General features: G+C 66.3%; 23 protein-coding genes. 10 read left to right on the forward strand and 13 right to left on the reverse strand.

The window, feature by feature from the left end:
• Positions 1-110 precede the first annotated feature (110 nt).
• From JMJ55_RS26945 to JMJ55_RS26965, 5 genes are all read right to left on the reverse strand, one after another.
• A complete protein-coding gene (locus JMJ55_RS26945) occupies positions 111-992 on the reverse strand; it encodes a replication protein RepA (RefSeq protein ID WP_328702785.1) in 882 nt (293 codons plus the stop codon).
• An 849-nt stretch (positions 993-1,841) separates the two neighbouring features.
• Complete coding sequence (locus tag JMJ55_RS26950) at positions 1,842-2,792, reverse strand: Bug family tripartite tricarboxylate transporter substrate binding protein (RefSeq protein WP_202828710.1); 951 nt, start codon at positions 2,790-2,792, stop codon at positions 1,842-1,844.
• 63 nt (positions 2,793-2,855) lie between these two features.
• Positions 2,856-3,725 (reverse strand): succinate--CoA ligase subunit alpha, encoded by an 870-nt coding sequence (locus tag JMJ55_RS26955; RefSeq protein ID WP_202828711.1) that lies wholly within the window; start codon positions 3,723-3,725, stop codon positions 2,856-2,858.
• Positions 3,722-4,846 carry an ATP-grasp domain-containing protein gene (locus JMJ55_RS26960; protein WP_202828712.1) on the reverse strand — a complete coding sequence of 375 codons (1,125 nt, stop codon included), beginning with the start codon at positions 4,844-4,846 and terminating at the stop codon, positions 3,722-3,724. Before JMJ55_RS26960 ends, JMJ55_RS26955 begins: the two co-directional genes overlap by 4 nt.
• Positions 4,847-4,856: 10 nt before the next feature.
• Positions 4,857-6,023 (reverse strand): acyl-CoA dehydrogenase family protein, encoded by a 1,167-nt coding sequence (locus JMJ55_RS26965; protein WP_202828713.1) that lies wholly within the window; start codon positions 6,021-6,023, stop codon positions 4,857-4,859.
• Positions 6,024-6,134: 111 nt separating this feature from the next.
• Here JMJ55_RS26965 and JMJ55_RS26970 point away from each other — a divergent pair, with 111 nt between their 5' ends.
• Positions 6,135-7,022 carry a LysR substrate-binding domain-containing protein gene (locus JMJ55_RS26970; protein WP_202828714.1) on the forward strand — a complete coding sequence of 296 codons (888 nt, stop codon included), beginning with the start codon at positions 6,135-6,137 and terminating at the stop codon, positions 7,020-7,022.
• Between the two features lie 604 nt (positions 7,023-7,626).
• Here the strand turns inward: JMJ55_RS26970 and JMJ55_RS26975 are convergent.
• The 4 genes from JMJ55_RS26975 to JMJ55_RS26990 form a co-directional block, all read right to left on the reverse strand.
• Positions 7,627-8,742: an IS110 family RNA-guided transposase gene (locus JMJ55_RS26975; RefSeq protein ID WP_202828715.1), complete on the reverse strand. Its 1,116-nt coding sequence runs from the start codon at positions 8,740-8,742 to the stop codon at positions 7,627-7,629.
• Positions 8,743-8,920: 178 nt separating this feature from the next.
• On the reverse strand, positions 8,921-9,331 hold the full coding sequence (locus tag JMJ55_RS26980) for an ester cyclase (protein ID WP_202828716.1): 411 nt from the start codon (positions 9,329-9,331) through the stop codon (positions 8,921-8,923).
• Between the two features lie 216 nt (positions 9,332-9,547).
• Positions 9,548-10,402 carry a GNAT family N-acetyltransferase gene (locus tag JMJ55_RS26985; protein WP_202828717.1) on the reverse strand — a complete coding sequence of 285 codons (855 nt, stop codon included), beginning with the start codon at positions 10,400-10,402 and terminating at the stop codon, positions 9,548-9,550.
• 313 nt (positions 10,403-10,715) lie between these two features.
• Positions 10,716-11,126 (reverse strand): response regulator, encoded by a 411-nt coding sequence (locus JMJ55_RS26990; RefSeq protein ID WP_202828718.1) that lies wholly within the window; start codon positions 11,124-11,126, stop codon positions 10,716-10,718.
• Between the two features lie 265 nt (positions 11,127-11,391).
• On the opposite strand from JMJ55_RS26990, the gene JMJ55_RS26995 reads away from it, so the two are divergent.
• Entirely contained in the window at positions 11,392-12,138 is a 747-nt protein-coding gene (locus JMJ55_RS26995) for a Crp/Fnr family transcriptional regulator (RefSeq protein WP_202828719.1), read from the forward strand.
• Between the two features lie 99 nt (positions 12,139-12,237).
• Positions 12,238-12,711: a response regulator gene (locus tag JMJ55_RS27000; protein WP_236034100.1), complete on the forward strand. Its 474-nt coding sequence runs from the start codon at positions 12,238-12,240 to the stop codon at positions 12,709-12,711.
• 96 nt (positions 12,712-12,807) lie between these two features.
• Here the strand turns inward: JMJ55_RS27000 and dctP are convergent, their stop codons facing one another.
• A complete protein-coding gene (gene dctP, locus JMJ55_RS27005; RefSeq protein ID WP_202828720.1) occupies positions 12,808-13,848 on the reverse strand; it encodes a TRAP transporter substrate-binding protein DctP in 1,041 nt (346 codons plus the stop codon).
• Between the two features lie 203 nt (positions 13,849-14,051).
• Between dctP and JMJ55_RS27010 the strand changes: the two genes are divergently transcribed.
• Positions 14,052-14,330: a hypothetical protein gene (locus JMJ55_RS27010; RefSeq protein WP_202828721.1), complete on the forward strand. Its 279-nt coding sequence runs from the start codon at positions 14,052-14,054 to the stop codon at positions 14,328-14,330.
• A 93-nt stretch (positions 14,331-14,423) separates the two neighbouring features.
• Here JMJ55_RS27010 and JMJ55_RS27015 read toward each other — a convergent pair whose 3' ends face one another.
• Together JMJ55_RS27015 and JMJ55_RS27020 are read right to left on the reverse strand one after the other, a co-directional pair.
• Positions 14,424-14,771 carry a MarR family winged helix-turn-helix transcriptional regulator gene (locus JMJ55_RS27015; protein ID WP_202828722.1) on the reverse strand — a complete coding sequence of 116 codons (348 nt, stop codon included), beginning with the start codon at positions 14,769-14,771 and terminating at the stop codon, positions 14,424-14,426.
• 190 nt (positions 14,772-14,961) lie between these two features.
• Complete coding sequence (locus tag JMJ55_RS27020; RefSeq protein ID WP_202828723.1) at positions 14,962-15,168, reverse strand: hypothetical protein; 207 nt, start codon at positions 15,166-15,168, stop codon at positions 14,962-14,964.
• Positions 15,169-15,371: 203 nt separating this feature from the next.
• On the opposite strand from JMJ55_RS27020, the gene JMJ55_RS27025 reads away from it, so the two are divergent.
• The 5 genes from JMJ55_RS27025 (at position 15,372) to JMJ55_RS27045 (ending at position 20,808) form a co-directional block, all read left to right on the forward strand.
• Positions 15,372-16,127, forward strand: a complete 756-nt coding sequence (locus JMJ55_RS27025; RefSeq protein ID WP_202828724.1) for an alpha/beta hydrolase family protein — start codon at positions 15,372-15,374, stop codon at positions 16,125-16,127.
• Positions 16,128-16,301: 174 nt separating this feature from the next.
• Positions 16,302-16,445: a hypothetical protein gene (locus JMJ55_RS27030; RefSeq protein ID WP_202828725.1), complete on the forward strand. Its 144-nt coding sequence runs from the start codon at positions 16,302-16,304 to the stop codon at positions 16,443-16,445.
• Positions 16,446-16,689: 244 nt separating this feature from the next.
• A complete protein-coding gene (locus tag JMJ55_RS27035) occupies positions 16,690-17,043 on the forward strand; it encodes a hypothetical protein (protein WP_202828726.1) in 354 nt (117 codons plus the stop codon).
• Positions 17,036-19,855: a hybrid sensor histidine kinase/response regulator gene (locus tag JMJ55_RS27040; RefSeq protein WP_202828727.1), complete on the forward strand. Its 2,820-nt coding sequence runs from the start codon at positions 17,036-17,038 to the stop codon at positions 19,853-19,855. The genes JMJ55_RS27035 and JMJ55_RS27040 overlap by 8 nt, the downstream gene beginning before the upstream one ends.
• Positions 19,852-20,808 carry a diguanylate cyclase gene (locus JMJ55_RS27045; protein WP_202828728.1) on the forward strand — a complete coding sequence of 319 codons (957 nt, stop codon included), beginning with the start codon at positions 19,852-19,854 and terminating at the stop codon, positions 20,806-20,808. The genes JMJ55_RS27040 and JMJ55_RS27045 overlap by 4 nt, the downstream gene beginning before the upstream one ends.
• Positions 20,809-21,669: 861 nt before the next feature.
• On the opposite strand, the gene JMJ55_RS27050 is transcribed toward JMJ55_RS27045, so the two are convergent.
• A complete protein-coding gene (locus JMJ55_RS27050; protein WP_202828729.1) occupies positions 21,670-21,915 on the reverse strand; it encodes a hypothetical protein in 246 nt (81 codons plus the stop codon).
• Between the two features lie 209 nt (positions 21,916-22,124).
• Between JMJ55_RS27050 and JMJ55_RS27055 the strand changes: the two genes are divergently transcribed.
• Positions 22,125-22,451, forward strand: a complete 327-nt coding sequence (locus JMJ55_RS27055) for a hypothetical protein (RefSeq protein WP_202828730.1) — start codon at positions 22,125-22,127, stop codon at positions 22,449-22,451.
• Positions 22,452-22,636 lie beyond the last annotated feature (185 nt).

Here is a 22,636-nt window from a genome sequence, read left to right on the forward strand (position 1 = left end):
CAGTTTCGGGCATGCCAAGTTTGAGAGCAATAGCCAGCGCAGAAAGTTGGAACTTTGATACGACCGAAGCCTCAGGCTGGGGGGTTAGGTATCGACAGGGAATCTGATACCTAACCCCCCACTGCGACGATCCGAGGCGCGATGGGGGGCGGAGAAGGGTGAAGGACAAGTCCAGCGTCGTCATCGAACTCGATTCGACCCTCGGTGTAGGCCGCGACCGCCGGGGCGAGCGCCTTCTTAAAAACGCGTCGGAAGTTCGTCGGTAGGCTGGTCTGTGTGCCGAACTGCTCCTGCAGCGCCGCCCAGCGGATCGGCGTTGGCTTCTTCAGAGTGTGCAGCCGGTAGGCAAGCCAGATGTAGATGTCGAGGCTGAGGCTGCGATCAGCCAGCTCTCTCAATGCAGCCTCGCGTAGCGGGACCGGGTGTTTCCGCAGAACCTCATAGAAGACTTCGTCTAGGATGACGCGGTCTTCCCACAAAGTCGGCTGCCGTTCGTCGTCCGCGCGCGTGTGGAAGCGGAGGCCTGAACGAACGAAGCCGCCCTTGTCCCACCCGGCAGCGGTATCCCCTTCCCAATGAAATTTCAGACTGCACGCCGAAATCCGGGTTGCCTGCTCTCGCAGGGCTCTACCTGTCTCGCCGCCCCACGAAAGGCCCATACGACCGAGCCAGTCGCGCATGCTTCGCCCGAGCTCGACCTCACGTGATCCCGTCTTTATTGCCTGCGTTTGCAGGTAAAGGAGGATCATGCGGGCACGCGCACCGTACGGCACGCCAACAAACCTAACAGGTGTGCCGACACCGTTGCGTCCAGGCTCGATCTGTAACGTGACGCGGTGGCCCCGCTTTTCCCAGCCCTGATCATCGGGCAGACGTTTGTGCGGTAGACCGGTGAGGCAGAACCCGGTGTAGGTGATGCCGATCCGGCCGTCCTCATCTCCCATGACCTCAGCGGCAATATCGACAAGCGCCTTCTGTTCGGGCTCGACCATGGTTCGCGCACGGTCCCTGCCATGCACAAGCACTAGTCGCCGCACACCGCCGTCCACGTCGCCCATCGAATCACCCTTGCACTATCGCCGACCTTCGGCTTCAGGGCCCCACAGCGTCAACGGGGGGTTAGGTATCGCAAGCTAGTGGAAGATATTTGGATTCAAACTAGTAGAGTCCGATACTTCCCCCCCCGGGAAGACTCGGCATTTCGATACCTCTCCCCCCGGTTACGATCCTTCTCCCCCCATTCCCTGGACGGCCACCTGGGGACAACCGGCTAAAGCGATACCTAACCCCCCACCGTCCGATTCGGTGGAACATACGGCTGCCGTCCGACGGTAAATGCCGTGCAGCGTCATGCGGATGAAAAGCTGGTTGACTAACCAGTTGAGCCCGCGAAGGCGGTGCTGGTAACCAATCGCGGCGAACCCGCGATCGAGCGCCGATCGGGGAGAATAGGCCAGCGAGCAAGGCTAAATAGGCCGCCACCGCCGCGGGCTCTTGCTGGCAGCGGCTCGCACTCCACTTCCGAGCACCAGTTGCAGAATCGCGCTCAGTCGGCGGCGTAGACTCAAAGCTGCTCCGGCGCGAGCGCCGCCCGCGCATAGGTCTGGGCGGAGGCCAGCGCTGCCATACCGGCTGGGGTGAGGCCGGTGCCCTGCTCAGGCACCAATGCCGGCGGCCCAACCTCGACCCAGAACCTGGCGGTTTGACCTGATTGCGGCAAGCCTCTCTTCACTTGTGGTAAGCGATCATTATCGCATGTGATCAAGCTCAAGGGGTGGGCTTGGCCGCCGGGTCCGAGCTGTGACAATCCCCCCACAGAGCAAACGACGGCCTGACACACCTCAGCCGACGGTGATGCCGGCTAGGCGCACGATCTCGGCCCAGCGCGCTGTTTCAGCGATCAAGAGGTGCTGGAACTCGTCCGGATTGATCCGGCTGGGGGTGGCGCCTTCATGAGCCAGGAAGCGCAGCATCTCAGGCGTGCCGAGGACCGTCTCCAGAGCCTGATCCAGCTGTTGGACCACCGCGCCGGGCAGGCCCTTCGGGCCGAGAATGCCCCACCAAAAGAGCAGTTCCATATCCACGCCCTGCTCCCGCGCCGCCGGCACCTCGGGCATGTCGGATTGCCGCACCGGCGCGAGCACGGCGAGCAGCCGCACCTCGCCGGAGCGCAGCTGGCCGGCGACGGATGGCAGCGAGGGAAAGCCCATCTCGATGCGGCCGCCCAGCATGTCGAGGATCGCCGGGCTCATGCCGCGATAGGGCACGTGCTCCAGCTGCAGCCCGGCGCGCAATGCGAAGAGCGCGCCGGCTAAGTGGTTCACCGTCCCCGGTCCCGCCGAGCCGTAGCGGATCTTGCCCGGCTTGGCGCGTGCCGCCTCGACCAGCGCACCCAGGCTGTGGAAGAGCGAGTCGCCGGCGACCACCACCCCGATCGGGGCCTCGGCGAGCTGGCGGACGGCGGTGAAGTCCCGCGCCGGATTGTAGGGCGTGGGCTGCACCGCCGCCGCCATGGCGATCGAGGTCGTCGCGATCATCAGCGTATAGCCATCGGGCGGGGCGGCCGCGACGCTCGCCGCGCCGATCGCGCCGCCGGCGCCGGGGCGGTTCTCGACCGGCATCGGCTGGCCGAGCAGGGGCTGCAGCCCATTCGCCGCGGCGCGCGCGATCAGGTCGTTGCTGGCGCCCGGTGCGAAGGGCACGACGATTCGCACCGGCCGCTGCGGCCAGGCAGCTTGGGCAAGCGTTGGCGCGGCCAGGGCAGACAGGGCCAGCGCCGCGCGGCGCGTCATTGCGGAGCCCAAAGGGCTTCCTGTCTCGCGGCCGGTCATACCCTGTCCTCCCCCGTTGCGTACTCAGCCGGCGGCCAGTGCCTCCACCAGCGCCTCGACGGTCGCGCAGCAGCGCGCGCCGGCGGTGGTCAGCCTGGCCTGCTTCGCGGCATGTGTGCCGAACTCGCCCCAGGTGAGCGCGCCGGCATGGCCCATGGACACGCCTTCCTTCGCCTCCCGCCCCGCGATGATGGCGAAGACGGGCTTGGCGTCGGGCGTGGCGGCGAGGGCCGCGGCGAATTCCTCCTCCTCCACCCCGCCGACCTCGCCCACCAGGACGATGGCACGGGTGGCGGGATCGGCCTGGAAGACGGGTAACAGCTCGGCGAAGCGCACCCCCTTCACCGGATCGCCGCCGACGCCGACCCAGAGGCTCTGCCCGAGGCCTCGCTGTGCCATGCGGTAGCCAACCTCGTAGGACAGGGTGCCGCTCTTGCTCATCAGCGCCACATCGCCGGGGCAGAGCGCGACATCGGGCAGGAAGCCGATCTTCATCCGCCCGGGCAGGGCGAGGCCGGGGGTGGAGGGGCCGACCCAGGTCGCGCCCGCAGCGCGCGCCGCGCGGCCGATGGCGATCGAGTCATGCACCGGAACGCCCTCGGCGATGGTCACCAGCAGGCGGATGCCAGCAGCGAAGGCAGCTTCGGCGGCGGCCCGCGTGCCGGCCGGCGGCACCATGGCGATCGCGGCCTGCGCCCCCGTGGCCGCCACTGCGGCCGCGACGTCGGCGAAGACCGGGATGCCGTCCTGCTCGGCCGGCGCATCGGCGCGGATGGCGGTGCCGCCGACGATATTCGTGCCGTAGCGGCGCATATGCGCGGCATGGGCACGCCCCATGCGGCCGGTCAGCCCCAGAACGAGGACAGGCGTCCGGGCGGAGAGGCTGGCGATCATGGCGCGCGCAACGCCGCGATGCGGGCCAGGGCTTCGGGCAGGCTGTCCACGACCGCGATCTCCGGGTGGCGCCGCTCCAGCTCCGCCCGGCCGGCCGCCGCCCCGTTGCCGACCAGCCGCGCCACCACCGGCAGCCGCAACCCGGTCCGGTCGAGCGCGTCCGAGAGCAGCCGGCCGAACTCGCCGAGATCGGTGATGCCAGCGAAGATATTGACCAACACGACGCGCACCCGGCGCCGCTCCGCGATCCAGCCCAGCACGCGCACCAGCCGGGCCGGGTCGCCGCGAAGCTGGCCCGTGCGCAGGTCGCAGAAATTCAGCGGCTTCAGCCCGGCCGCCTGCATCTCGTCCACCACCACCATCGACAGGCCGGCGCCGGTGGTGACGAGGCCGAGCTCGCCCTCGGGGTCGAGTTCGACATAGTCGAACCCCTCCTCCAGCTTGCGGACCGCGTCCGGATAAGCCTCGGGGCGGGCGAGGACGAGGTCGCGCAGGTCGGTGCGTGTCTCGGCCAGGTTCAGGTCCAGCACCACCTTGGCATCGCCCGCGACCGCGCCGTCCGGCCCGAGGAAAAGGGGGTTCACCTCCGCCAGCAGCAGCCCGTCCCGCAGCAGCGCCCGCGCCAGGCCCGCGACGGCATCGCGCAGCGCCGCGCGGTCCCGCGGCGGGGCCTCGGCCAGCAGCTCCTCGGCCGCGGCCTGGATCGCGCCTTCCTCGGGCGGGGCGAGGCGGGTGGCGAGCTCGCCCGCTTCTTCCACCTCGATGCCGCCGGCGCGAGTCCAGGCGATGCGGACACCGTAGCTTGCAGGGTCCACCAGCAGCGACAGGTAGTGCTCCTCGGCCCCTGCGACGGCCTGCTCCACCAGGCAGGCAGTCACCGGATGGCCCCGCAGCGTGCCTCCCAGCAGGCGTTGCAGCGCCTCCGTCACCGCCGCCGCATCCCTGCAGAAAGCGATGCCGCCCGCCTTGCCGCGACCGCCGACTGGCACCTGCGCCTTGACCACCCAGGGGCCGGGCCCCTCCGGGCGGAAGCCCTCCTCCTGCCGCACCAGCGTCGCTGGCAGCACCCGGATGCCATGCCGCGCCAGCAGCGCCTTGCCATCGGCCTCGACCAGCAGCATGGGCCGCTCCTCAGTAGGTCTTCAGGCCCATGATGCCCTCCGGGCCCATGGTGCCGTCGAGGATGCGCTTGCCGACCAGGTCCCGCAGCGATTCCGAGGAGCCGCCGCCGAGCGAGCCGTAGCGCGCCCCGCGATAGAGGCGGGAGACCGGGTATTCATCGGTGAAGCCGTAGCCGCCATGCACCTGCAGCGCCTCGCCGGTGACGCGGATCGACATTTCGTTGCAGAAGACCTTGGCGGTCGCTGCCATGAAGGGATCGGGGAAAGGGTTGGCGGTCAGGCAGGCACGATAGAGCAGGCCCCGCCCCGCCTCGATCTCCTTGAACATGTCGGCGAATTTCCAGCGGATACCCTGGCTGTCGGCGATCGGCTTGCCGAACAGGGTGCGCTCCCGCACATAGGACACGGCCTCGTCGAAGGCGCCTTCCGCGAGGCCGAGCGAGATGCTGGGGTTGAGGCAGCGCTGCGTGTTGAAGGCCGTAAGCAGCTTGCGGAAGCCATCCTCCTCGATCACCAGGTTCTCAGGCGGCAGCTCGCAATTCTCGAACTGCACCTCATGCAGGTTCTCGCCCCCCATGGTGTGGTAGGTGCCGGTGACGGCAAGGCCGGGCGTGCCCCGTTCCACCAGCACGCAGCCGATGCCCTCCCGCCCCGGCTGCCCCTCCACCCGGGTGAAGACGACGAACATCCCCGCCTCCTCGGCGCGGGAGATCAGGGTCTTGGTCCCGTTCAGCACCAGGTGGTTGCCGCGGCGGACGGTGTTGGTCCGGTAGTTGGCGACATCCGTGCCGGCATGCGGCTCGGTCATGCAGATGGACAGGATGCAGTCGCCGGAGACGACCTGCGGCAGGATGCGTTCCTTGATCGCCTTCGGCGCGTAATGGGAGATGACGCGGGTCTGCACCCCGGCCTCGCCGAGCACCGCCATGGCGGTGACATAGTCCACCTTGGCGATCTCCTCGAGGATCAGGGCGCTGTCGAGAATGGACAGGCCGAGGCCGCCATACTCCTCCGGCACCGACATGCCGAGGACGCCGAGCCCGGCGAGCTTCTTCATGTTCGGCCAGGGGAAGGTGCCGTCCATCCATTTCGGCGCGTCGCGCCGGAATTCCCCCTGTGCCAGCGCACGCACCGAGGCGACCATCTCGCGCTGCTCGGGGCCGATCCTGAACTCCATGCCGTCCTGTCCCGACCATGTCCTCCCCACCAGCCTGCCCCGCGGCCGACGCCCCGGCCATCGACTTTTCCGCAGCATCCCCCCGACCTAAACTGCGCGCCGGGAGGGCCCATGCGCCGCTTGCCGCCGCTGAACGCGTTGAAGGCCTTTGAATCCGTGGCGCGGCACGGTTCGCTGGCCCGTGCCGCGGAGGAGCTATCGGTCACGCCCACCGCGGTTGGGCGGCATGTGCGGAACCTCGAGGATGTCCTCCAGGTCTCCCTGTTCGAGCGGGAGGGCGGCGCGCTTCGCCTTACCCAGCCGGGCCGGCGCTATGCCCAATCCGTCGCCCAGGCCTTCGGCCAGATCGTGGAGGCGACCGATGCGCTGCGTGCCACGCCCGGGCGGGTGCGCCTGGCGGTGCATGCCTACACCACCTTTCTGGTGCGCTGGCTGATCCCGCGCCTTTCCTCCTTCCATGCGCGCCATCCAGAGATCGAGTTGGCGTTGTCATCCGGCTATGACTCGGTGGATTTCGAGCGGGACCGGGTGGATGTCGCGGTGCGCTACGGCCATGGCCGCTGGGCTGGCCTCGTCGCGACCCGCCTGTTCGAGGACGAGTTGGTCGCCTTCGGCCCGCCCGGCACGCGGGACCGGCTGGCTGCCGACGGGCCGGAGGCGATCCTGCGGGAAACCTTCATCATCCATCAGCGCCGCCCGCAGGATTGGGCGGAATGGCTGCGCACGGCCGGGATCGAGGGGCGACCGCAGCGCAAGCTGGAGTTCGACGACCTTGCTTTGGTCTGGCAGGCGGTTGCCGACGGGCTCGGCATCGGGCTCACGCAGCGGCGCTACCTAGCCGCGGATATCGCGGCGCAGCGGCTGGAGCAGATCTCTGATACCGTGCTGCGGCGCGGGCGCGGCTATTACGCGGTCTGCCCGGCCGAAGCCGCCATGCGGCCCAGCGTACGCGCCTTCCTCGACTGGGTGGCGGGCGAAGCGGCTGCGGCAGAGCACTGATAAGCAGACCCTGCCCGAGAGCGGCCAGCGGCGCGATGGCACCCTATCGTGGCGCCGCCAAGCACAATAACCTGCCTAGGAGAAACGTGTGGCCCATGCTCAGCCGCCAGGCTCGGTGCGGCTTACTGTAGCCCACACCCTGTCCAGACAAGCCGGAACGCCCATTGGTAAATGTCTAATTCAGCGAGGAAGCTTGGGCTGAGGGGATGACGCCTGTGAGTGCGTTGCTGAATTCTGCAAAGCCTGGTCGGAAGGGCCGTCCAGGTTCATCCACGACCCGCACCACCAAATCCCGGGACCAAACACCTCTGATGTCCGTCGCTTCAAGGGGTGGACGCACGCTGCCGTTCGCCGTGCAGGCGTTGTGATAAATGCAGAGGCGTTTGGGTGAGGAGGCGGGTGACGAGCGACGGTTGATCCAGCTCTGATGCGCGGGTTGGATACCGCATGACCCTGATCGTCGCGGGGCTGCCTCTGTCTAGGAGCGGGGATCGGTACGTGGCCTCCCCGTAGTGTCTTCGAGGGTTCCCCTGACCGCTCCCACCTCCTCGCCCAAGCGTCTCGTCTGTTGGACCCTTCCTCCTTTGCTGCCCCGATCGGGGCGTCAGGCTGTCCGGACGGGGGGCGTCACCATGCGGGCAATCGCCCAGGCGAAGCCCACCATCTCGCGCGCGATCGCGGTCACGACGACCTGCGGCCGCTTGCCGATGGCCTGGAGCCGGCGGTATCGGGCGCAGAGCCGCACCTGCGCCTTCCATGCGACGTCGCGCACCTCTCGCGGCAGCCCGGCGAGCCGAGGCCGCATTTGCGCTGAAATCCGTGCGGGCAGCCGATAGGTCCAGGCGCCCTCGACGAGCATGCGGCGCGCAAGCGAGCTGCCGGCCTTGGTGATCCCGCCCTGCCGACGCTTGGCGCCGCTGGAGTGCTCGGATGGCACGAGACCGAGGTAGGCCATCAACTGACGCGGGTTGTCGAACCGCGTGAAGTCACCGACCTCCGCCACCAGCGCCGAGGCGACGATGAGCGAGACGCCGCGCATGGCCTGCAGTGCCTCGACCACCGGCGCCATGCTCCAGGCCGGCACGAGGTCGCGGATGCGGCCCGTGAGGCGCTCGATGCGCGCCTCGAGTTCGTTCACCGCGTCGAGGTATTCCTGGCAGGCCACCTGCTGTGCCGGCTGCGAGAAGGTCTGTTCCATGAGCCACTTCCGGTGCGGCCAGGTCCAACGCTTGCCGTCGTAGGCCCGCCCGTGTCGGAGCAGGAAGCCCTGTAGCCGCTGCCGCGCCTTGCCGAGCGCCTCCACCATGTCGGCCCGGGCCCGGACGAGGTCCCGCATGGCCTCGTGCTCTGGCTCTGGCACCCAGACCGGCGTCAGTTCGCCCGCCCGATGCAGCCGGGCCAGCGCCGTCGCGTCCCGCCGGTCCGTCTTGATCCGCTCGCCCGACTTGCGGGGGATGAGGTTCGGCGCAACCACGACGCAATCGTGCCCGCGACGACGGAGGTGCCGGTAGACCCCGTACCCGCACGGCCCGGCCTCGTAGGCAAAGCGGGGCGTCCGACCACCCCGTCCGAGCCGGGCCGCTAGCTTGTCGAGCGCCCCCGGCTCGTTCGGGATCTCGCCGACGTACCGCACCTCGCCATCCCGGCCGGCCTCGGCCACGCAGACCGCGATCGTCGCCTTATGCACATCCAGCCCAACAAAGGTGATACTCTCTCCCACGGCCCGTCTCCTGTGCTGAGGCAAGGCGCCGGCCCAGCCAGCGCAACCCTCGTCATTCCTGCACAGTTCGAGGCGGGCCACCCCGCCTCAGACGGACATCTGGTCTAGTCTGAGCGGAAGCAGTCTCGCCGCTTCCGGAGCGTGAGCGACGAGAAGACGCAAGGGCCTAGCCCGTCCGTCAGGCCCAGCCGAGTTCCTTGAGCGCATAGCCATCGTTCCAAATCTTGGTCATATGTGTGATCTTTCCGTCTCGGAACCGCATGACGTAAACATAGTCCGTGCGCGTCGTCCGGCCGGTCGGCGGAACCGGGCCGCCCGCCTTGTGCGTGCCGATAAAGGTGGCGAAGGCGCAGACCTGCCCGCGCTCGCGGTCCTCCGCGAAGGCCTTCAACTCGTAGGTGCCGTCGGTCAGGACGGTGAGGATGCCCTTCATCCACTCGGTGTATTGCTGCAGCGACTTTACATCGGCCAGAGCGCCCGCCTGCGCCGCAAAGGTTGCATCCGGTGCACAGTGGCCGCCACAGGCGGCCCAACCCTCACCGGCCTCGCAAGCTTCAAAGAACGCCCTCGCGGTCTCCATGGTCGACATAACATCCTCCCTGGCACTCCGTTGCTTCAGCGTTACCCATGAGCCTATGCGCTTGGGATCGCGAACCTCAAGCGTCGCGGTCTGTGTCCACGCTGTGCCACGCCCTTACCAACCCAGGATGCGTGCCATATCCGTCTGCCGCTCTGTGCACCCCGTCGGCCCTTCCGATCGCGGCAGATGGCCCCCGCCATCTTCCTCAGAACCACCGCTCCGCCTTCAGTAAAACACGGACGGGAACCAAGCGCCCTTCGGTTCGGAGTAGTCGCCGAGCGCCATCAGGGCCATGGGCTTTGCTACCCGCAAGCCCTGGGACAGGCACCAACGGAACAGGCTTGCCTGTCGGACCGGCAGCAGGAAGGAGACCGGCTCCTGGCTCGCGCCTGAGGCTCCGGCGATAAGTGCCCGCATATCGCGCTCCGATTGGCCAACGCCATGATTCATGAGCCAAAGATTGGGCGCCGACATGTAGCCGCTCACCACTCCTTGGCGTTCGACTAAGACGGGACGAAATGCCTGCAAAGCCTCGCCGAGTTCGACCGAGCGCGTCGTGCCATAGACTGCGTCGCAGAGGTTCGTGCAGGCCGGGATGTCGTTCTCCGTCATCAACCGAGCATCACCGGTCGCGTCACGGCAGCGCCCCTGCATGAGCAACAGCGGTTCCTTGATCTCGAAACCCAGCGAGGCGTAAAGGCCAACCGACTGCGTGTTGAAGGCATCTCCGCAGAGACGCACCGGGGATCCAGAGCCAGCATATTCGAGCGCTGCTTCCATAAGCTTGCGGCCCACGCCTGCACGCTGTTGCGGCGGATCAACGGTGATGGGGCCTATGGCGCGGATGGGATCGCCGAGATGCAGGAAGTTCGATCCGATAATCTGGCCGTCCGTCTCGGCCACCACGACAAAAGTGTTGGGCGAGGCGATGAGGGTTGTGGCCAGACCGGCACCGACCTCATCGGACAGAATATCTGGCTCGAAACCGTGCCGTTCCGCAACGCCGCGGAAGGCCGCATGCATGACGCGGCCGCAGGCTTCGGCATCCGCGGCAACTGCTCGGCGAATTTGCACAGGCATCGATGCTGCCTCCCCACACCCCAGCTTGCGCGGTTCCGAGGCTATCGGCAGCAACAAAATACATCGGTTGCAGTGAAAGCAGGCGCTCTACTCCACGTTGTAGTGGGCGGCGCACGAGCAAGGCGCCGCCGGCATTGCAGCACGCCTTTACAGTCCCCCGGGATGGGCGACTTATCGCATGTAAGAAGGGTCTGCTGCTGTCCATGTACGGGGCAGCCGCACGGGCTTGGGCGATGCTGGCGAAGGGGTGAGGAGGACCACTCGGCCCTGACAGATTGCACACCATGCCAAACGGCTCGGTTAAGGACTTGGGCTACGCACCGGGAGGAAATAGTTCGAAGCCCGCCGGCATGTTCGAGGGCTTTCGGCCATCCAGCACCGCGCGCACGACCTCGATGCTGCGCAGCACCGTTTCCGTCCGGTAAGGCTTCTGGATGATGCCGAGCGCGGCGAAGGCTTCCCGAGCTACATCCACCGGCTGCGAGCTGGCGAAGACCACTGGCAGATGCCAGCGTGCGAACAGGTCGCGCGCCAGGGTCACACCGTTGTCGCCGCCCGCTAGGTTGACGTCCAGCAGAGCCAGGTCGGGCAGCATCGCCTCGCAAAGTCTTACAGTCGCGGCAGCGGTCGTCACCGGCCCCATAACCTCATGCCCTGCAGTTTCCAGGCCGTCGGCGAGCATCATGGCAATAAGCGCCTCGTCTTCGACGACCAGAATGCGCATCGTTCCAACTCCCGCCCTTAACGGTAGTCAGAGGGCCTTACGGCAACGCGAAGCCGGCTGGTTCGTACGTTCGAAATCGAACAAATACTTGACCAACCTCGCGCCATGGCCGTCCCGGCACAGACACGCCGGCCCGTGAAGAGCAGATTTTGTTAGGGAATTCTTCACCAGCACTCTATGTCGAGCAAATCGCCTGCACGGATCCCCGGCTGCAGGTGCCTGAGAGAGGCCAGCGCTCCCGCCGTATCACGCGCAGGAGAGCCGCATGAGCCAGTCCACGATCCAGCAGTCGTCCGTCCGCAATGGCTTGCTCGCGGCCCTGGCGCTGGCAGATTGGGCGCACCTGGAACCCCACCTCGAGGCCGTCGAACTGCCCTTTGATCAGACCGTGCACGCTGCGGGCGGGCCGGTGGATGCGGTGTTCTTCATCGAAACAGGCATGGTGTCTGTCCTCGTGACCCTCGAGGACGGGGCGCAGGTCGAGAGCGGCATCGCCGGACCGGAGGGGCTGCTCGGCCTGGCGCTGGTCTTTGGCGACAGCCACTCGCTGACCGACGCCAGGGTGCAGCTGGAAGGCACCGCTCTGCGGATCGGCGCGGCGGCATTCCAGGCAGCAATGGACCGGAGCCCTGCTCTGCGGGCGTTGTTATTGCGCTATGCGCTGGCCTTTCTCGGCCAGGTGACACAGGGCGGGGCCTGCAACGCGCGTCACCCCATCGAAAACCGTTTGGCCCGCTGGCTATTGACCGCACACGACCGCGCCGGTGCTGACGAGTTCCCCATGACCCACGAGTTCATGGCGATGATGCTCGGCGTGAACCGTCCGGGCGTGTCCATCGCCGCTGGCTTACTGAGCCGGGCTGGCCTGATCCGTTACGTACGGGGTCGCATGACCATTACCGACCGTCCTGGCCTCGAAGCCGCCACCTGCGAGTGCTATCACACGGTTCGCCACGAGTACGCCAGGCTGCTGGGTCCTCGCTCGGCAGCGCCAGCGGCATCGGCGGGCTGAGCAACCGCTTTCTACTCCGTGTTTGGTGTCGAACAGACAAAGTGACGCCCAGGGTCTTCTATGCGTCAGGGTCGGCCGTGGCTGCCCGCGTCATGAGAGATGACCGCGATGCTGACCGCGAACGACAACCAAGCCGGTTTACAACATCAGGTCATGCCGCAAAGACGCACCACGCTTCGGGATCGCCGCGTCCTGATTGTCGAGGACGAGGCGCTGCTGACGATGCTGCTTGAGGATGGCTTGAGCGAGGCGGGAGCGGAGGTCGTAGGCTCCGCCGGAACCGTGTTTGAGGCTCTGCAGATCATCGAGAGAGTGGCCCAGGATGGCGGATTGGACGCTGCAGTCCTGGACATCAACCTTGCTGGCGAGTCAGTGACACCAGTTGCTAACCAACTGGCCGCGCTTGGCGTGCCGTTTTTGTTCGCCACGGGTTACGGCACGGACTGTGACATGGGCGCGCACGCCGCTGCGCCAGTGTTGCATAAACCCTTTGCCACAGAGCGTCTGGTCGCGGTCCTCGAAGCCATTGTGTCATTCACTCCCGATGGTGCCGGCGCTTTCTGGAGAGATTGATCCATACTCGCCATTGCAAGCATTCCGACGAGGCAGGGCCGGCTCATTTGCGCCTTGGGAACTTATCGCATGTGAACGGCAGCAATGAAGTAAGCCTTATCTACGGGCGAAGACCCCTAGCACCGGCGCCGCGACCGCGTTCCAGCTCTCGGCGCAGGCCGCGCCGCAGCGGCGCACCCAGCCCGGCAGCACCGCCGAGGCAAACAGGGCGCGGAGCGCCGCCCTGCCTGCCGCGCTCTCGCCGACGTGCTGTATCCGGCTCGGCTCGACAGTGCAGCCGACAGTCTGGCCGGTCAGGCAGGCCTCGCCCTCCGCCCGCTGCGCCTCCGCTGCCCGCCACATGGCGCCTTCCATCCGCTGGATGCCCTCGCGCAGCGGCGCGCGCACCGCTTCCGGCAGGGCCGCCCAGCGGGCCCCATTGGCGGTGAAGAAGGCCATGGACCAGCCGAGCGGCACCGTCGAGGCATGGCTGGTGACCCGGGTCAGGCCGGTGACGCTGGCCGGCATCGCCCCGGTCACCGCGCAGTCCAGCGCTCCCGCCCGGATGCTGTTGACGACCCGTTCGAGCTCCAGCACCACCGGGATGGCGCCGAGCGCGACGATCAGGTCCGACTGGTTGACCGAGGCGACGCGGACCTTTCGGCCAGCCAGGTCGAGCAAGCTGGCGAAGGGCCGGTTGCAGAACATCACCTGCGGCGCACGGATGAACACCGCCAGCAGCTCGATCCCGTAGCTCTCCTGCATCTGGGCGGCGATCCGGGGCCGCCACAGGTCGATGGCACGATGCAGACTGACCTCGTCATTGGCGAGCAGGGGCAGGTCGGCGACGCCCCATTCGGGCTCGATAAGGGTGAGGGCGCGGAGCTCCAGCGTGCCGAAGGTCGCTACCCCATTCCGCATCACCGTCAGCATCTGTTCCGAGGTGACGCCGAGGCTGCTGCCGGCCCGCAGCGCCGCGGCGGCGCGGCCCCCGGTCAGCGCCGGCACCTCCTGCAGCCAGAAGGGCTGCTCGAGGGTGCGGAACTGCCAGGGCCCGAGGAAGCCGCTGATGACGTCGAAGCGCAACCGCTCATCAGCTACAGCTGGCGCCGCGAGCGCGAGGCTAAGCGCCACCGCCACCGACTGTCGCAAAGCCATGCGCCTCCTCTCCGCTGCCCTCAACCTTGCGCAACAATAGGAGGAGAACCCGGCAGCGCCATGGAAAATCAGGGCGATACGGATCGCAGGTAGAGGCCTCGGCCCGATTGTGTCCAACCACCAGCACAGCATGCCGCTGGTGGCTGCTGCTCAAGTCGGCTTATATTGGTTGGCCGGGTCCGCTCCAAACAAGGAATACCTAGATGCCAATGCGGGCCTATCGAGCATCAACTGCGTATGTGGGCGCCCATGTCTCGGCCAACATGTGGCGATGGATCATCATCTCGGCCGTTGTCACGGCCGTGCTGTGGGTTTTGGCCTGGAAGAACCCGAACTCCAATGTTTGGGCTCACATTCTGGCAGTCTGCGGCATGATCTGCGGCACGCTGCTGATGATCCAGGGCGAGCGTGGCCCCGTGCCGTCTTCTCCACTCCTAGATGACAAGGTGGAGGTCGTCACCTCGACTACTCCGCAAGCTTGATCCGAAAGCCGCGGAAGATGTGGCGCTCGTAGAGGTCGTGGCGGTCCACCTGGGGGTGCAGGTGCCGGAAGCACCGAGCGACGATAGGCCGAGCTAACCAGCGTCGCTGCGGGTTGCCTTCAGCGCTGCCTTGAGCCGCTCCATCATCTCGGCGCCGGCCGCGGTGCGGACCGCGATGACGCTGCGTCGATCTTCGGGCTCCTCTTCCCGGCGGATCAGCTCGAACAACACCAGCCGATCCATGCCGCGAGTGACGGCGGGCTTGCTGATACGAAGGTGGGCGGCCAGACCACGGACGGTCTGCGGCTCGTCGGTCAGGTAGACCATCAGCAGGATGGCGATCTGCCGCATGGTAAGGTCCGCATCCTCGCGGCGCACCTCGGATAGGAGTGCCCCGTGGATAACGCTCAGGAGTTCGTCTGTGGAAAGCGTCTTACTCATGGAGTGATGGCGCCTCCGGCACCGCTGACAAGCGAGTTCATCCGTCGCAGCCGCTTTACTCTTTAAAAGAAATTCGCAACAAACGGCCGAGGCTGCCAGGTCCAGCGGGGGCTGCAATATAACCACCCGCTTCTTCACCGCACCGAGCATGAGCCCAACAGAGGCCGTTGTCGGGGGATGTGGCGAGCCTCTACCTGCCTGCGGGTGCGGTAAGGGCTGGGGGCGCCAATACGCTGCTCAGCACCACAACCTCCATGGACCGCGCGTCGGAAAGCGGTCGCTCGCGCCCGGTCACCAGCCACTGGCACCACTCGGACTGCCACTGAGCGACCTCGGGTTCCTGACCACCAATGCTGATCCAGTAGAACCCAGCCTCGCGATCGTCGGGGTCGATCATGAGCCACCTCCCGACACAGCTACGCGCAAGTAGGTGGCGAGTTGTCGCTTCCGTTACATAAAGGGGCAGGATGCAGAATGTGTGGGTCGGATAACGGCACTCAATGCCGACCTTCTCTGGGCAGATCCAGATGACCTGAAGTGCATGAGCGCTCGGGCTTGGTCGACGACGGGCGACGTTGGTAGGGACAGGACGGCGGCGGCATGACCGGGGCGAACTGGGAGACGAAGCCGGACGGCAAGCCGGGGTGGCAGCAGTTCTTCCTCGCCGCCGGCTACAACACCTACGTCTCGGACGCGGTCGAGCGGGGGCGCTCCGGCTGGTCACGCTTCCCCGAGATCTACAAGGGTGAGCCGCTGTTCCGCACGAAGAGGGAAGCCTGGGAGCTGTTCCGTTTCGGCCCGGCCGGGAGCTGGAGCGGGGAGGCGGCCCAACGTCGTCCCTTCGAGGACCAGCAGTTCCCGCTCGAGGCGTTCGACCAGTTCGCCAAGCAGATGGTGCCACGCTGGGTGACGAACGACGCCGCTACCCAGGCCGCCTACGACGCCCTGGTCAAGCGCGTCGGCCCCTGCATTCTTGTGGTGCACAGCCAGAGCGGCAAGTTTGGATATACGGCGGCCCTCAATAATCCCGACCTCGTCAAGGCGCTGATCGTGGTCGAGCCGTCCGGGGCCCCGAACCCGGAGAAAGTCGAGGCCGCACGGATCAAAGGCGTGCCGCAGCTCGTAATCTGGGGCGACTACCTCGACCGGGTGCCATTCTGGACCAACCTGCTCAGGGCGAACGAGCGCTGGCGAGACGCGGTGACGGCCGCTGGCGGAGAGATCGAGTGGCTCGACCTTCCCGAGGTAGGTGTGCGAGGCAACAGCCACATGCTGATGATGGACCACAACTCGGACGAGGTTGCGCAGCTGATCCACGCCTGGATCGGCAAGCAAGGCTTTTGGGACACGCGGTAAGGGCGACTTATCGCGTGTGACGCGAAGCTTGCGCATTCGTGTAGCGAGCGCTGGCTGGCGGTGCAGCCGCACTACGACGCCTCCTGAGGCGGACAGCGCCGAGGCCTTTCTAGAGGCAGCGCCTGTTGCGGTCGGCAACAGCGGCGCGCCATACCGCGCGACAGCAAGCCCTGGATGAGCTTCGGCATCCAGCAGGCGACCGACCCGCCGAGTTTCCGCAGCGAGCACTGGATCAGCAGCTTCTGGCCGCGCGGTGCCCGCCCCGGCAAGCTGATGACGGAAGGCCGCTACGCGTCGGCGGTGCTGGATCACCTATAGTCCCGCGGCCACGTGGCTGAGACGGGTGGCGAATGGCCCGAGGGGCAGCTCACGGGCGGGGGGCGAATAGCCAAATCCTCGCCGACACCAATCCTCGCGGCATGCGGGCTAGGACGTCTGGCGGGCAGGCGCACTGCTCACGCAGATGTTAAAACCCATCGCTGTTCGGCGACGCTTCCGTTATAATATGGCCGTGGGCTCGCAACGACCCAAACTGTCCCCAGCAGGGTCTCGAGCCCACGCCATGCATGCTACGACGATTGCCCGCCGATCCGCTTGGGTGCCGCTGCTGCCTGCCGCCCTGCTATTGATGGCGAGCCTATTCGGCATCATGGCCGTTGGCCTAATGCCGCGGACGGGAGCAACCCAGTATGCGGTGCTCGGCCCGCCCTGGCTTGGGCCGGGACGCATGCTCGCATTAGTTGATGAAGCGGGCGGAATTCTACTCGATAGTGGGGGATGGCATAACGTCGTCATCGCCCGTTCCGACGACCCTGGCTTCGCGGCGGCGCTTTACCGCGCCGGGGCCTGGCTTGTGCTGGATGCCGTGCGGCTGCGCGGCTGCCTCGGTGGCGCAAAGGACTCCATTGATGGATGAGCTTGATCGGCTGCGGCGCCGCTTCGGAGCCGTGCTCCTGTCGCTGCTCTGGCTGCATGCGCCGGTAATGGCGCTCATCGCCCTTGCATTGGGGCGCCCAGCCCTGCCGGCTGCGCTTGCCAGTGCTGCAATGGCGGCGCTGGTGCACCTCAGTTGGGCCTCTCAACGCAGCGAGCCGGCAACACGTTATCTCTCGGCCATTGCGCTAATCGGGCAGCCGGCGCTCCTCGTCTATCTGCTTGCGGGGCACCCGTGGCAGATGGACATGCATATGTACTTCTTTGCCGCGCTTGCCCTGTTGATCGGCTGGTGCGACTGGCGGGTGGTGATGGTCGCCGCGGTGACCGTCGCGCTGCACCATTTGATGCTGAATTTCGTTGTTCCTTCCGCTGTCTTCCCAAGCGGGGCCGATCTCAACCGCGTCTGGCTGCATGGCGCGATCGTCGCTTTCCAGACCGCCGTGCTGGTCTGGCTGGCGAACCGCCTCGTGCAGACCTTCGCGCGAGTCGGGGCAATGAGCGCCGAGATCATGCGCACCAACGAGACGTTGGAGCTGCGCGTCGCGGCGCGCACGCGCGAAGCGGAGGCGGCGAACATGGCGAAAAGCATGTTTCTCGCCAATATGAGCCACGAGATCCGTACGCCGATGAACGCCATCCTCGGCTTCAGCCACTTGGCGTTGCAAGCCGAGCTGACGCCGAAGCAACGCGACTTCCTGCTGAAGATCAAGACGGCGAGCGGCACATTGCTTGGCCTGATCAACGACATCCTGGATTTTTCCAAGATTGAGGCAGGCAAGCTGAGCCTTGAGACGGTACCCTTCGACCTGCGCCAGTCGCTGGACAGCGTCATTGGCATCGCCGCCGACCGGGCGGAAGAGAAGGACATTGCGCTCCGCGTCCGGATCGATCCCGCGGTGCCGCAGCAATTGCTGGGTGATTCCCTCCGGCTCGGCCAAGTGATCCTCAATCTCCTGACCAACGCAGTGAAATTCACCGATCGCGGCGAAATCGCACTCGCCATCGGCAGCCGGCCGGGTCCGGAGGACAGTCTGCTGCTTGAGGTGGCGATAACGGATACCGGCATTGGTATGACCGAGGAAGAACGGGCGCGGCTCTTCCGTCCGTTTACCCAGGCGGACAGCTCCACGACCCGCCGTTTCGGCGGCACCGGTCTCGGTCTCGCTATCAGCCGGCAACTGGTGGAGATGATGGGCGGCCAAATCGAGGTGGAGAGCCGCCCGGGCCAGGGCAGCCGCTTCCATTTCACGGCGCGGCTCCGCGTAGCCGCCACGTCGGCTGCGCCCGAATCTCTGCCGCAGGAAGAGCTGCAGCGCCTCCGCGTCCTGATCGTCGACGATAATCCTGCCTCGCGCGAAGTATTGCAGGCAATCTTCGCTGGCTGGTCGGTTCCCGTCGATCTAGCAGCCTCGGCCGCGGAGGGCCTTAGCGCCATGGAAACGCGGGCGGCGCAGGGTGAGCCCTATGACCTCGTGCTACTCGATTGGAAGATGCCCGGCATGGACGGCATCGAGGCGGCCCGCCGCATTCGCGAAGACAGCCGCTTCGGCGCGTCCCCCGCAGTCATGCTGGTTTCCGCCCATGGCCGGCAGGAGGTGCTGGCCGAGGCGCAGACCGCTGGCATAGCCGCCTTCCTGGTGAAGCCCGTCGATCCCGGGATAATCCAAGATGTCATCCACTCCCTTTTTTCCAGCCGCGCCCGAGTACAGCCGAGCCGGGTCGTTGCCCAGATAGAAGCATCGCGCAAGGTCGCGCCGGCGCTACGCGGCAGTCAGGTGCTGCTGGCGGAGGACAATGAGATCAATCGGGACGTGGCGGTGGAGCTGCTGGGCGACGCCGGCCTTCATGTAGAGATCGCCGAGAACGGCCGTGTGGCAGTAGAGAAGGTACTCGCCGCGGGGGGCCGCTTCGCGGCGGTGCTAATGGACGTGCAGATGCCGGAGATGGACGGCATCGAGGCGACGCTCGCAATCCGTCGCAACTTCGATGCCGAGCAGCTTCCGATCATTGCCATGACCGCGCATGCCTATGCGCAGGAGAGGCAACGCTGCCTGGATGCCGGGATGAACGACCACATCGCCAAGCCGGTCGATCCCGCCCTGCTGATCGCGGCGCTGGACCGTTGGCTGAAACCATCGGCGGCTGACCAGGCGCCGGTCACGCCCGCGACGGCACCTGTCGCGCAGGATGGGCTGCCCAACAGCCTGCCGCCCTTCGACCTGGCCGCCGCGCTCGACCGGCTCAACGGAAAGCGTGCGCTCCTGCGGAAGCTGATTGTGGATTTCGGGACGCGCTTCGCCGGAACCGTGACGGAGCTGCGGCAGGCCTTTGGTAGGGGAGAGTGGCAGGACGCGCGCCGTGTCGCCCATACACTGAGAGGCGTTGCCGGATCACTTGAGATCCGCGATGTGGCCGAAGCTGCGCGTCTGCTGGAGGACGCGGCCCATGCTCAGCGGCCCGACGGGATCGAGGCGCTCCTCGTCCGGCTGGAGCAGGCGATGGAGCCAGCCCTTGCTGCAGCACGGGGGCTGGTCCCGCCTACCGGCCCGGCTGCAGCCGCCGAGCCCGCCAACGCGGCGGCGCTCCAACCAATCATCGCCGAGTTGCGCGGGCTACTGCAGCGCCGGAGCCTGCGTGCGCGGAAGACGCTGGAGGTGCTGGAAGCGGCGTTCGCCAGCTCATCAGAGCTTGGACCGCTGAAGGAGGCGGTGGCAGTGCTCGACTTCAACCGGGCGATCTGCTTGCTTGACGGGCTGGCCTCCTCGCCTGCCGTCACCGAGGAGTTGTCATGATGGACCAGCGCGCGGTGATCCTCATCGTCGACGACGAGGCGACGAATATCGAGATCCTCAGCGCGATCTTGGAGGAGGAGCACGAAATCTGTTTCGCCACCTCCGGTGAGGAGGCGCTGGAGGTGGTGCGTTCCGCCGCGCCGGATCTCGTACTGCTCGACGTGCTGATGCCGGGCCTGGATGGCTACGAGGTTTGCCGAAGGTTGAAGGCGGACCCTCAGCTTGCTGACCTGCCGGTAATCTTCACTACTGCGCTTGGTGACCAGGCGGCGGAGGTGCGCGGGCTGGAGCTCGGCGCGATCGACTACGTTCATAAGCCGATCTCGCCGGTGATCGTCCGGGCTCGCGTCCGAAACCATCTTGAGATGAAGCGAATGCGGGACGAGCTCGCGCGACTCGCAGTGACGGATGCGCTGACCGGCCTTGGCAACCGCCGGAGGCTAGAAGCGACCCTGGCGCGGGAGGCGGCGCGGCTTTCGCTGAATACGGCGGAGCTCTCCGTCATCATCCTCGACATCGACTTCTTCAAGCGTTTCAATGACAGCTATGGCCACAGCGCTGGCGACCGCTGCATCGCCATGGTGGCAGCGACGCTGAGCCGCGCGGTGCGTAACGCGTCAGATCTGGCCGCGCGGTATGGTGGCGAGGAGTTCGCCTGCGTGCTGCCGGGAGCGGCACATTCGGAGGCGGTGGAGATCGCGCAAACGATCCGCGATCGGGTGCGGGCGCTCGGGATCCCGCATGGCGGCTCGGATGCGGCGCCCCTCGTCACCGTCAGCATCGGCGTTGCCACCGCAACCTGTTATCCTGGCCTTGATCCGATGAACTGGATCAAGGCTGCCGATGTACAGCTCTACTTGGCGAAAGCGGCCGGCCGCAACGCCGTCTTCGGCCGCATCTTCGACGAGCGCACATTTCGGAACGCCGAGGTCATGCTTGGCGCCACCGTATAATGAGACCTCGCAGGAGGTTTCTCCTGTCGACGCTGTGATCGGTGCTTTCGAGCTACGGGAGCGAGCATCAGATAGCAGAGCTAACTTGCCCCGCGCAGGGTTTATCGCATGTGAGCGTGCCCTATAGCCGATGAGCTTTACCAACGGGCGAAGATCCCCAGCGCCGGCCCTGTGACCGCATTCCAGCTTTCGGCGCAGGCCAGGTTACAGCGGCGCACCCAGCCTGCCAGCATCGCTGAGCCGATGAGGGCGTGGATTGCCGTCCGGTTCACTGTGCTAGCGGTGACGCATTGGAGCCAGCTCGGCGGCGCAGTCAGGCCGGCCAGTCAGGCAGGCCTCTCCCTCCGCTCGCCACATATCGCTCTCCAGCGGGTGGATGCCCCCGCGCAGTACGAACTCAGGCCTTCCGTTGGTGGTCGAAGGTTCTCAGCGGACCGCTGCCTTATGAAGGTTAGGCCCATCCGCTCGTCGGATTTGCTGCGCTGCACAATTTGGGTTGCGCTCGGATGGGAAGCGCATAAGTTGCCCAAGGGCAGTGACACTGTTCGTGTCCTGCCTTTCTTGGACGTTTCCTCCCTAAACTCGGCGGCGCCTTCGGGCGCCGTCCTTTTTTTGGCCGTTGTCGGTCAGTCGACCAACCAAGGTCGCGCCAGCTTGTAACAGCATCAGTTAGTCGCGGCAACAGATTGCTGTATTCATCGGCTCCCGCGATGTCGATCACCTATAAATTGAGCATACCGCCAACCTGCACCGTTGGCGCAGGGTGGTCGGTCTCCATGTCGACGAGGCTGTTCAAGTCGGCCCCCTGCGGCGACAGGCTTTACCGGCACCGCTGACTTGGCCTCTGCGGGGCGTCGCAGGCTAGTCTGAGGGACCGGAGGCTTTGCCTAGACTGCTCAGCAGCGCCAACTGGCCCAGCTCGTAATCATCGGAGCTGATAAAGCCGGTCTCACCGGATCGCCGCGCCGCCGTTTCCATCTCGATCCGCGGTGCCTGCCCCGCGACCTTGAACTGCAGGCATATACCAGTCAGCCGATCGCGGTCGGCATGAAAGGACACCTTGTCTGGATAGGTCTTGTCCTGGCTGATCATGTTTTCCACCACCACCGCCAGCTCCGCCGGGCTGGCACCTCCTGGTAATCACCAAAGCTTCCTTGGTGCCCTCGAGTTCGCCCTCGGCTGACGCCGCGGGCGCCGGGGCGACCCATAGCTATTCCCGCTCGGCCCTGCCCCACCCCCACCGTTGACCAAGCCCACACCTGGCTATCGGCTCCGTCGCGTTCCATTGCTTGCGTGGGCTGGTGCTGACGGCTGTGATGCCCGACATCCGCAGCATGAGCTTGTCACCCTCTAACCAAATGCCGCCCGCGAAGCCGAAGATCACACCCGAGGAGCGCCGGCGCCGCACCGCCGATCAGCTGAAAACCATCCGGTTGCGGATGGCGATTGGCCGCGAGTTGGATCATCTGGGCGTCACGACACCTGCCGGCATCGGCGCCGCCCTTGGGATGCCGGCGGCCGAAGCGACTTCTCTGCTGAAACGGAAGCAGTGGCGGGAGGGGGACGTAGCCCTGCTCGAGGCCACAGCGGCTCGGCTGGGGGTGCAAGTGCGCGACCCAGCAAGAGACGACTGGCCGAGCTAACCAGCGCCGCTGCTAGTGCGGAACGCCCGCGAACCGGCCCATTGGGAGCTGCGTTGGAGAACTGCTTCTTCTAACGTATTCTCTGCACCTCAAGGCAGCTCCCCCAGGGCGGTCTTTCCTTTACGGTAGATCCGGTTCGGCAGCCTCACCTGCGGTAGGGGGTCGTTCTCGCAGGCCGCTGCACC

This window comes from Belnapia mucosa (assembly GCF_016775475.1).
GTDB lineage: Bacteria > Pseudomonadota > Alphaproteobacteria > Acetobacterales > Acetobacteraceae > Belnapia > Belnapia mucosa.

What these genes read in the sequence shown, in the direction of transcription:
- JMJ55_RS26945 (WP_328702785.1), bottom strand. Translation starts at nt 992, where the DNA reads ATGGTCGAGCCCGAACAGAAGGCGCTTGTCGATATTGCCGCTGAGGTC.
- JMJ55_RS26950 (WP_202828710.1), bottom strand. Translation starts at nt 2,792, where the DNA reads ATGACGCGCCGCGCGGCGCTGGCCCTGTCTGCCCTGGCCGCGCCAACG.
- JMJ55_RS26955 (WP_202828711.1), bottom strand. Translation starts at nt 3,725, where the DNA reads ATGATCGCCAGCCTCTCCGCCCGGACGCCTGTCCTCGTTCTGGGGCTG.
- JMJ55_RS26960 (WP_202828712.1), bottom strand. Translation starts at nt 4,846, where the DNA reads ATGCTGCTGGTCGAGGCCGATGGCAAGGCGCTGCTGGCGCGGCATGGC.
- JMJ55_RS26965 (WP_202828713.1), bottom strand. Translation starts at nt 6,023, where the DNA reads ATGGAGTTCAGGATCGGCCCCGAGCAGCGCGAGATGGTCGCCTCGGTG.
- JMJ55_RS26970 (WP_202828714.1), top strand. Translation starts at nt 6,135, where the DNA reads ATGCGCCGCTTGCCGCCGCTGAACGCGTTGAAGGCCTTTGAATCCGTG.
- JMJ55_RS26980 (WP_202828716.1), bottom strand. Translation starts at nt 9,331, where the DNA reads ATGTCGACCATGGAGACCGCGAGGGCGTTCTTTGAAGCTTGCGAGGCC.
- JMJ55_RS26985 (WP_202828717.1), bottom strand. Translation starts at nt 10,402, where the DNA reads ATGCCTGTGCAAATTCGCCGAGCAGTTGCCGCGGATGCCGAAGCCTGC.
- JMJ55_RS26990 (WP_202828718.1), bottom strand. Translation starts at nt 11,126, where the DNA reads ATGCGCATTCTGGTCGTCGAAGACGAGGCGCTTATTGCCATGATGCTC.
- JMJ55_RS26995 (WP_202828719.1), top strand. Translation starts at nt 11,392, where the DNA reads ATGAGCCAGTCCACGATCCAGCAGTCGTCCGTCCGCAATGGCTTGCTC.
- JMJ55_RS27000 (WP_236034100.1), top strand. Translation starts at nt 12,238, where the DNA reads ATGACCGCGATGCTGACCGCGAACGACAACCAAGCCGGTTTACAACAT.
- dctP (WP_202828720.1), bottom strand. Translation starts at nt 13,848, where the DNA reads ATGGCTTTGCGACAGTCGGTGGCGGTGGCGCTTAGCCTCGCGCTCGCG.
- JMJ55_RS27010 (WP_202828721.1), top strand. Translation starts at nt 14,052, where the DNA reads ATGCCAATGCGGGCCTATCGAGCATCAACTGCGTATGTGGGCGCCCAT.
- JMJ55_RS27015 (WP_202828722.1), bottom strand. Translation starts at nt 14,771, where the DNA reads ATGAGTAAGACGCTTTCCACAGACGAACTCCTGAGCGTTATCCACGGG.
- JMJ55_RS27020 (WP_202828723.1), bottom strand. Translation starts at nt 15,168, where the DNA reads ATGATCGACCCCGACGATCGCGAGGCTGGGTTCTACTGGATCAGCATT.
- JMJ55_RS27025 (WP_202828724.1), top strand. Translation starts at nt 15,372, where the DNA reads ATGACCGGGGCGAACTGGGAGACGAAGCCGGACGGCAAGCCGGGGTGG.
- JMJ55_RS27030 (WP_202828725.1), top strand. Translation starts at nt 16,302, where the DNA reads ATGAGCTTCGGCATCCAGCAGGCGACCGACCCGCCGAGTTTCCGCAGC.
- JMJ55_RS27035 (WP_202828726.1), top strand. Translation starts at nt 16,690, where the DNA reads ATGCATGCTACGACGATTGCCCGCCGATCCGCTTGGGTGCCGCTGCTG.
- JMJ55_RS27040 (WP_202828727.1), top strand. Translation starts at nt 17,036, where the DNA reads ATGGATGAGCTTGATCGGCTGCGGCGCCGCTTCGGAGCCGTGCTCCTG.
- JMJ55_RS27045 (WP_202828728.1), top strand. Translation starts at nt 19,852, where the DNA reads ATGATGGACCAGCGCGCGGTGATCCTCATCGTCGACGACGAGGCGACG.
- JMJ55_RS27055 (WP_202828730.1), top strand. Translation starts at nt 22,125, where the DNA reads ATGCCCGACATCCGCAGCATGAGCTTGTCACCCTCTAACCAAATGCCG.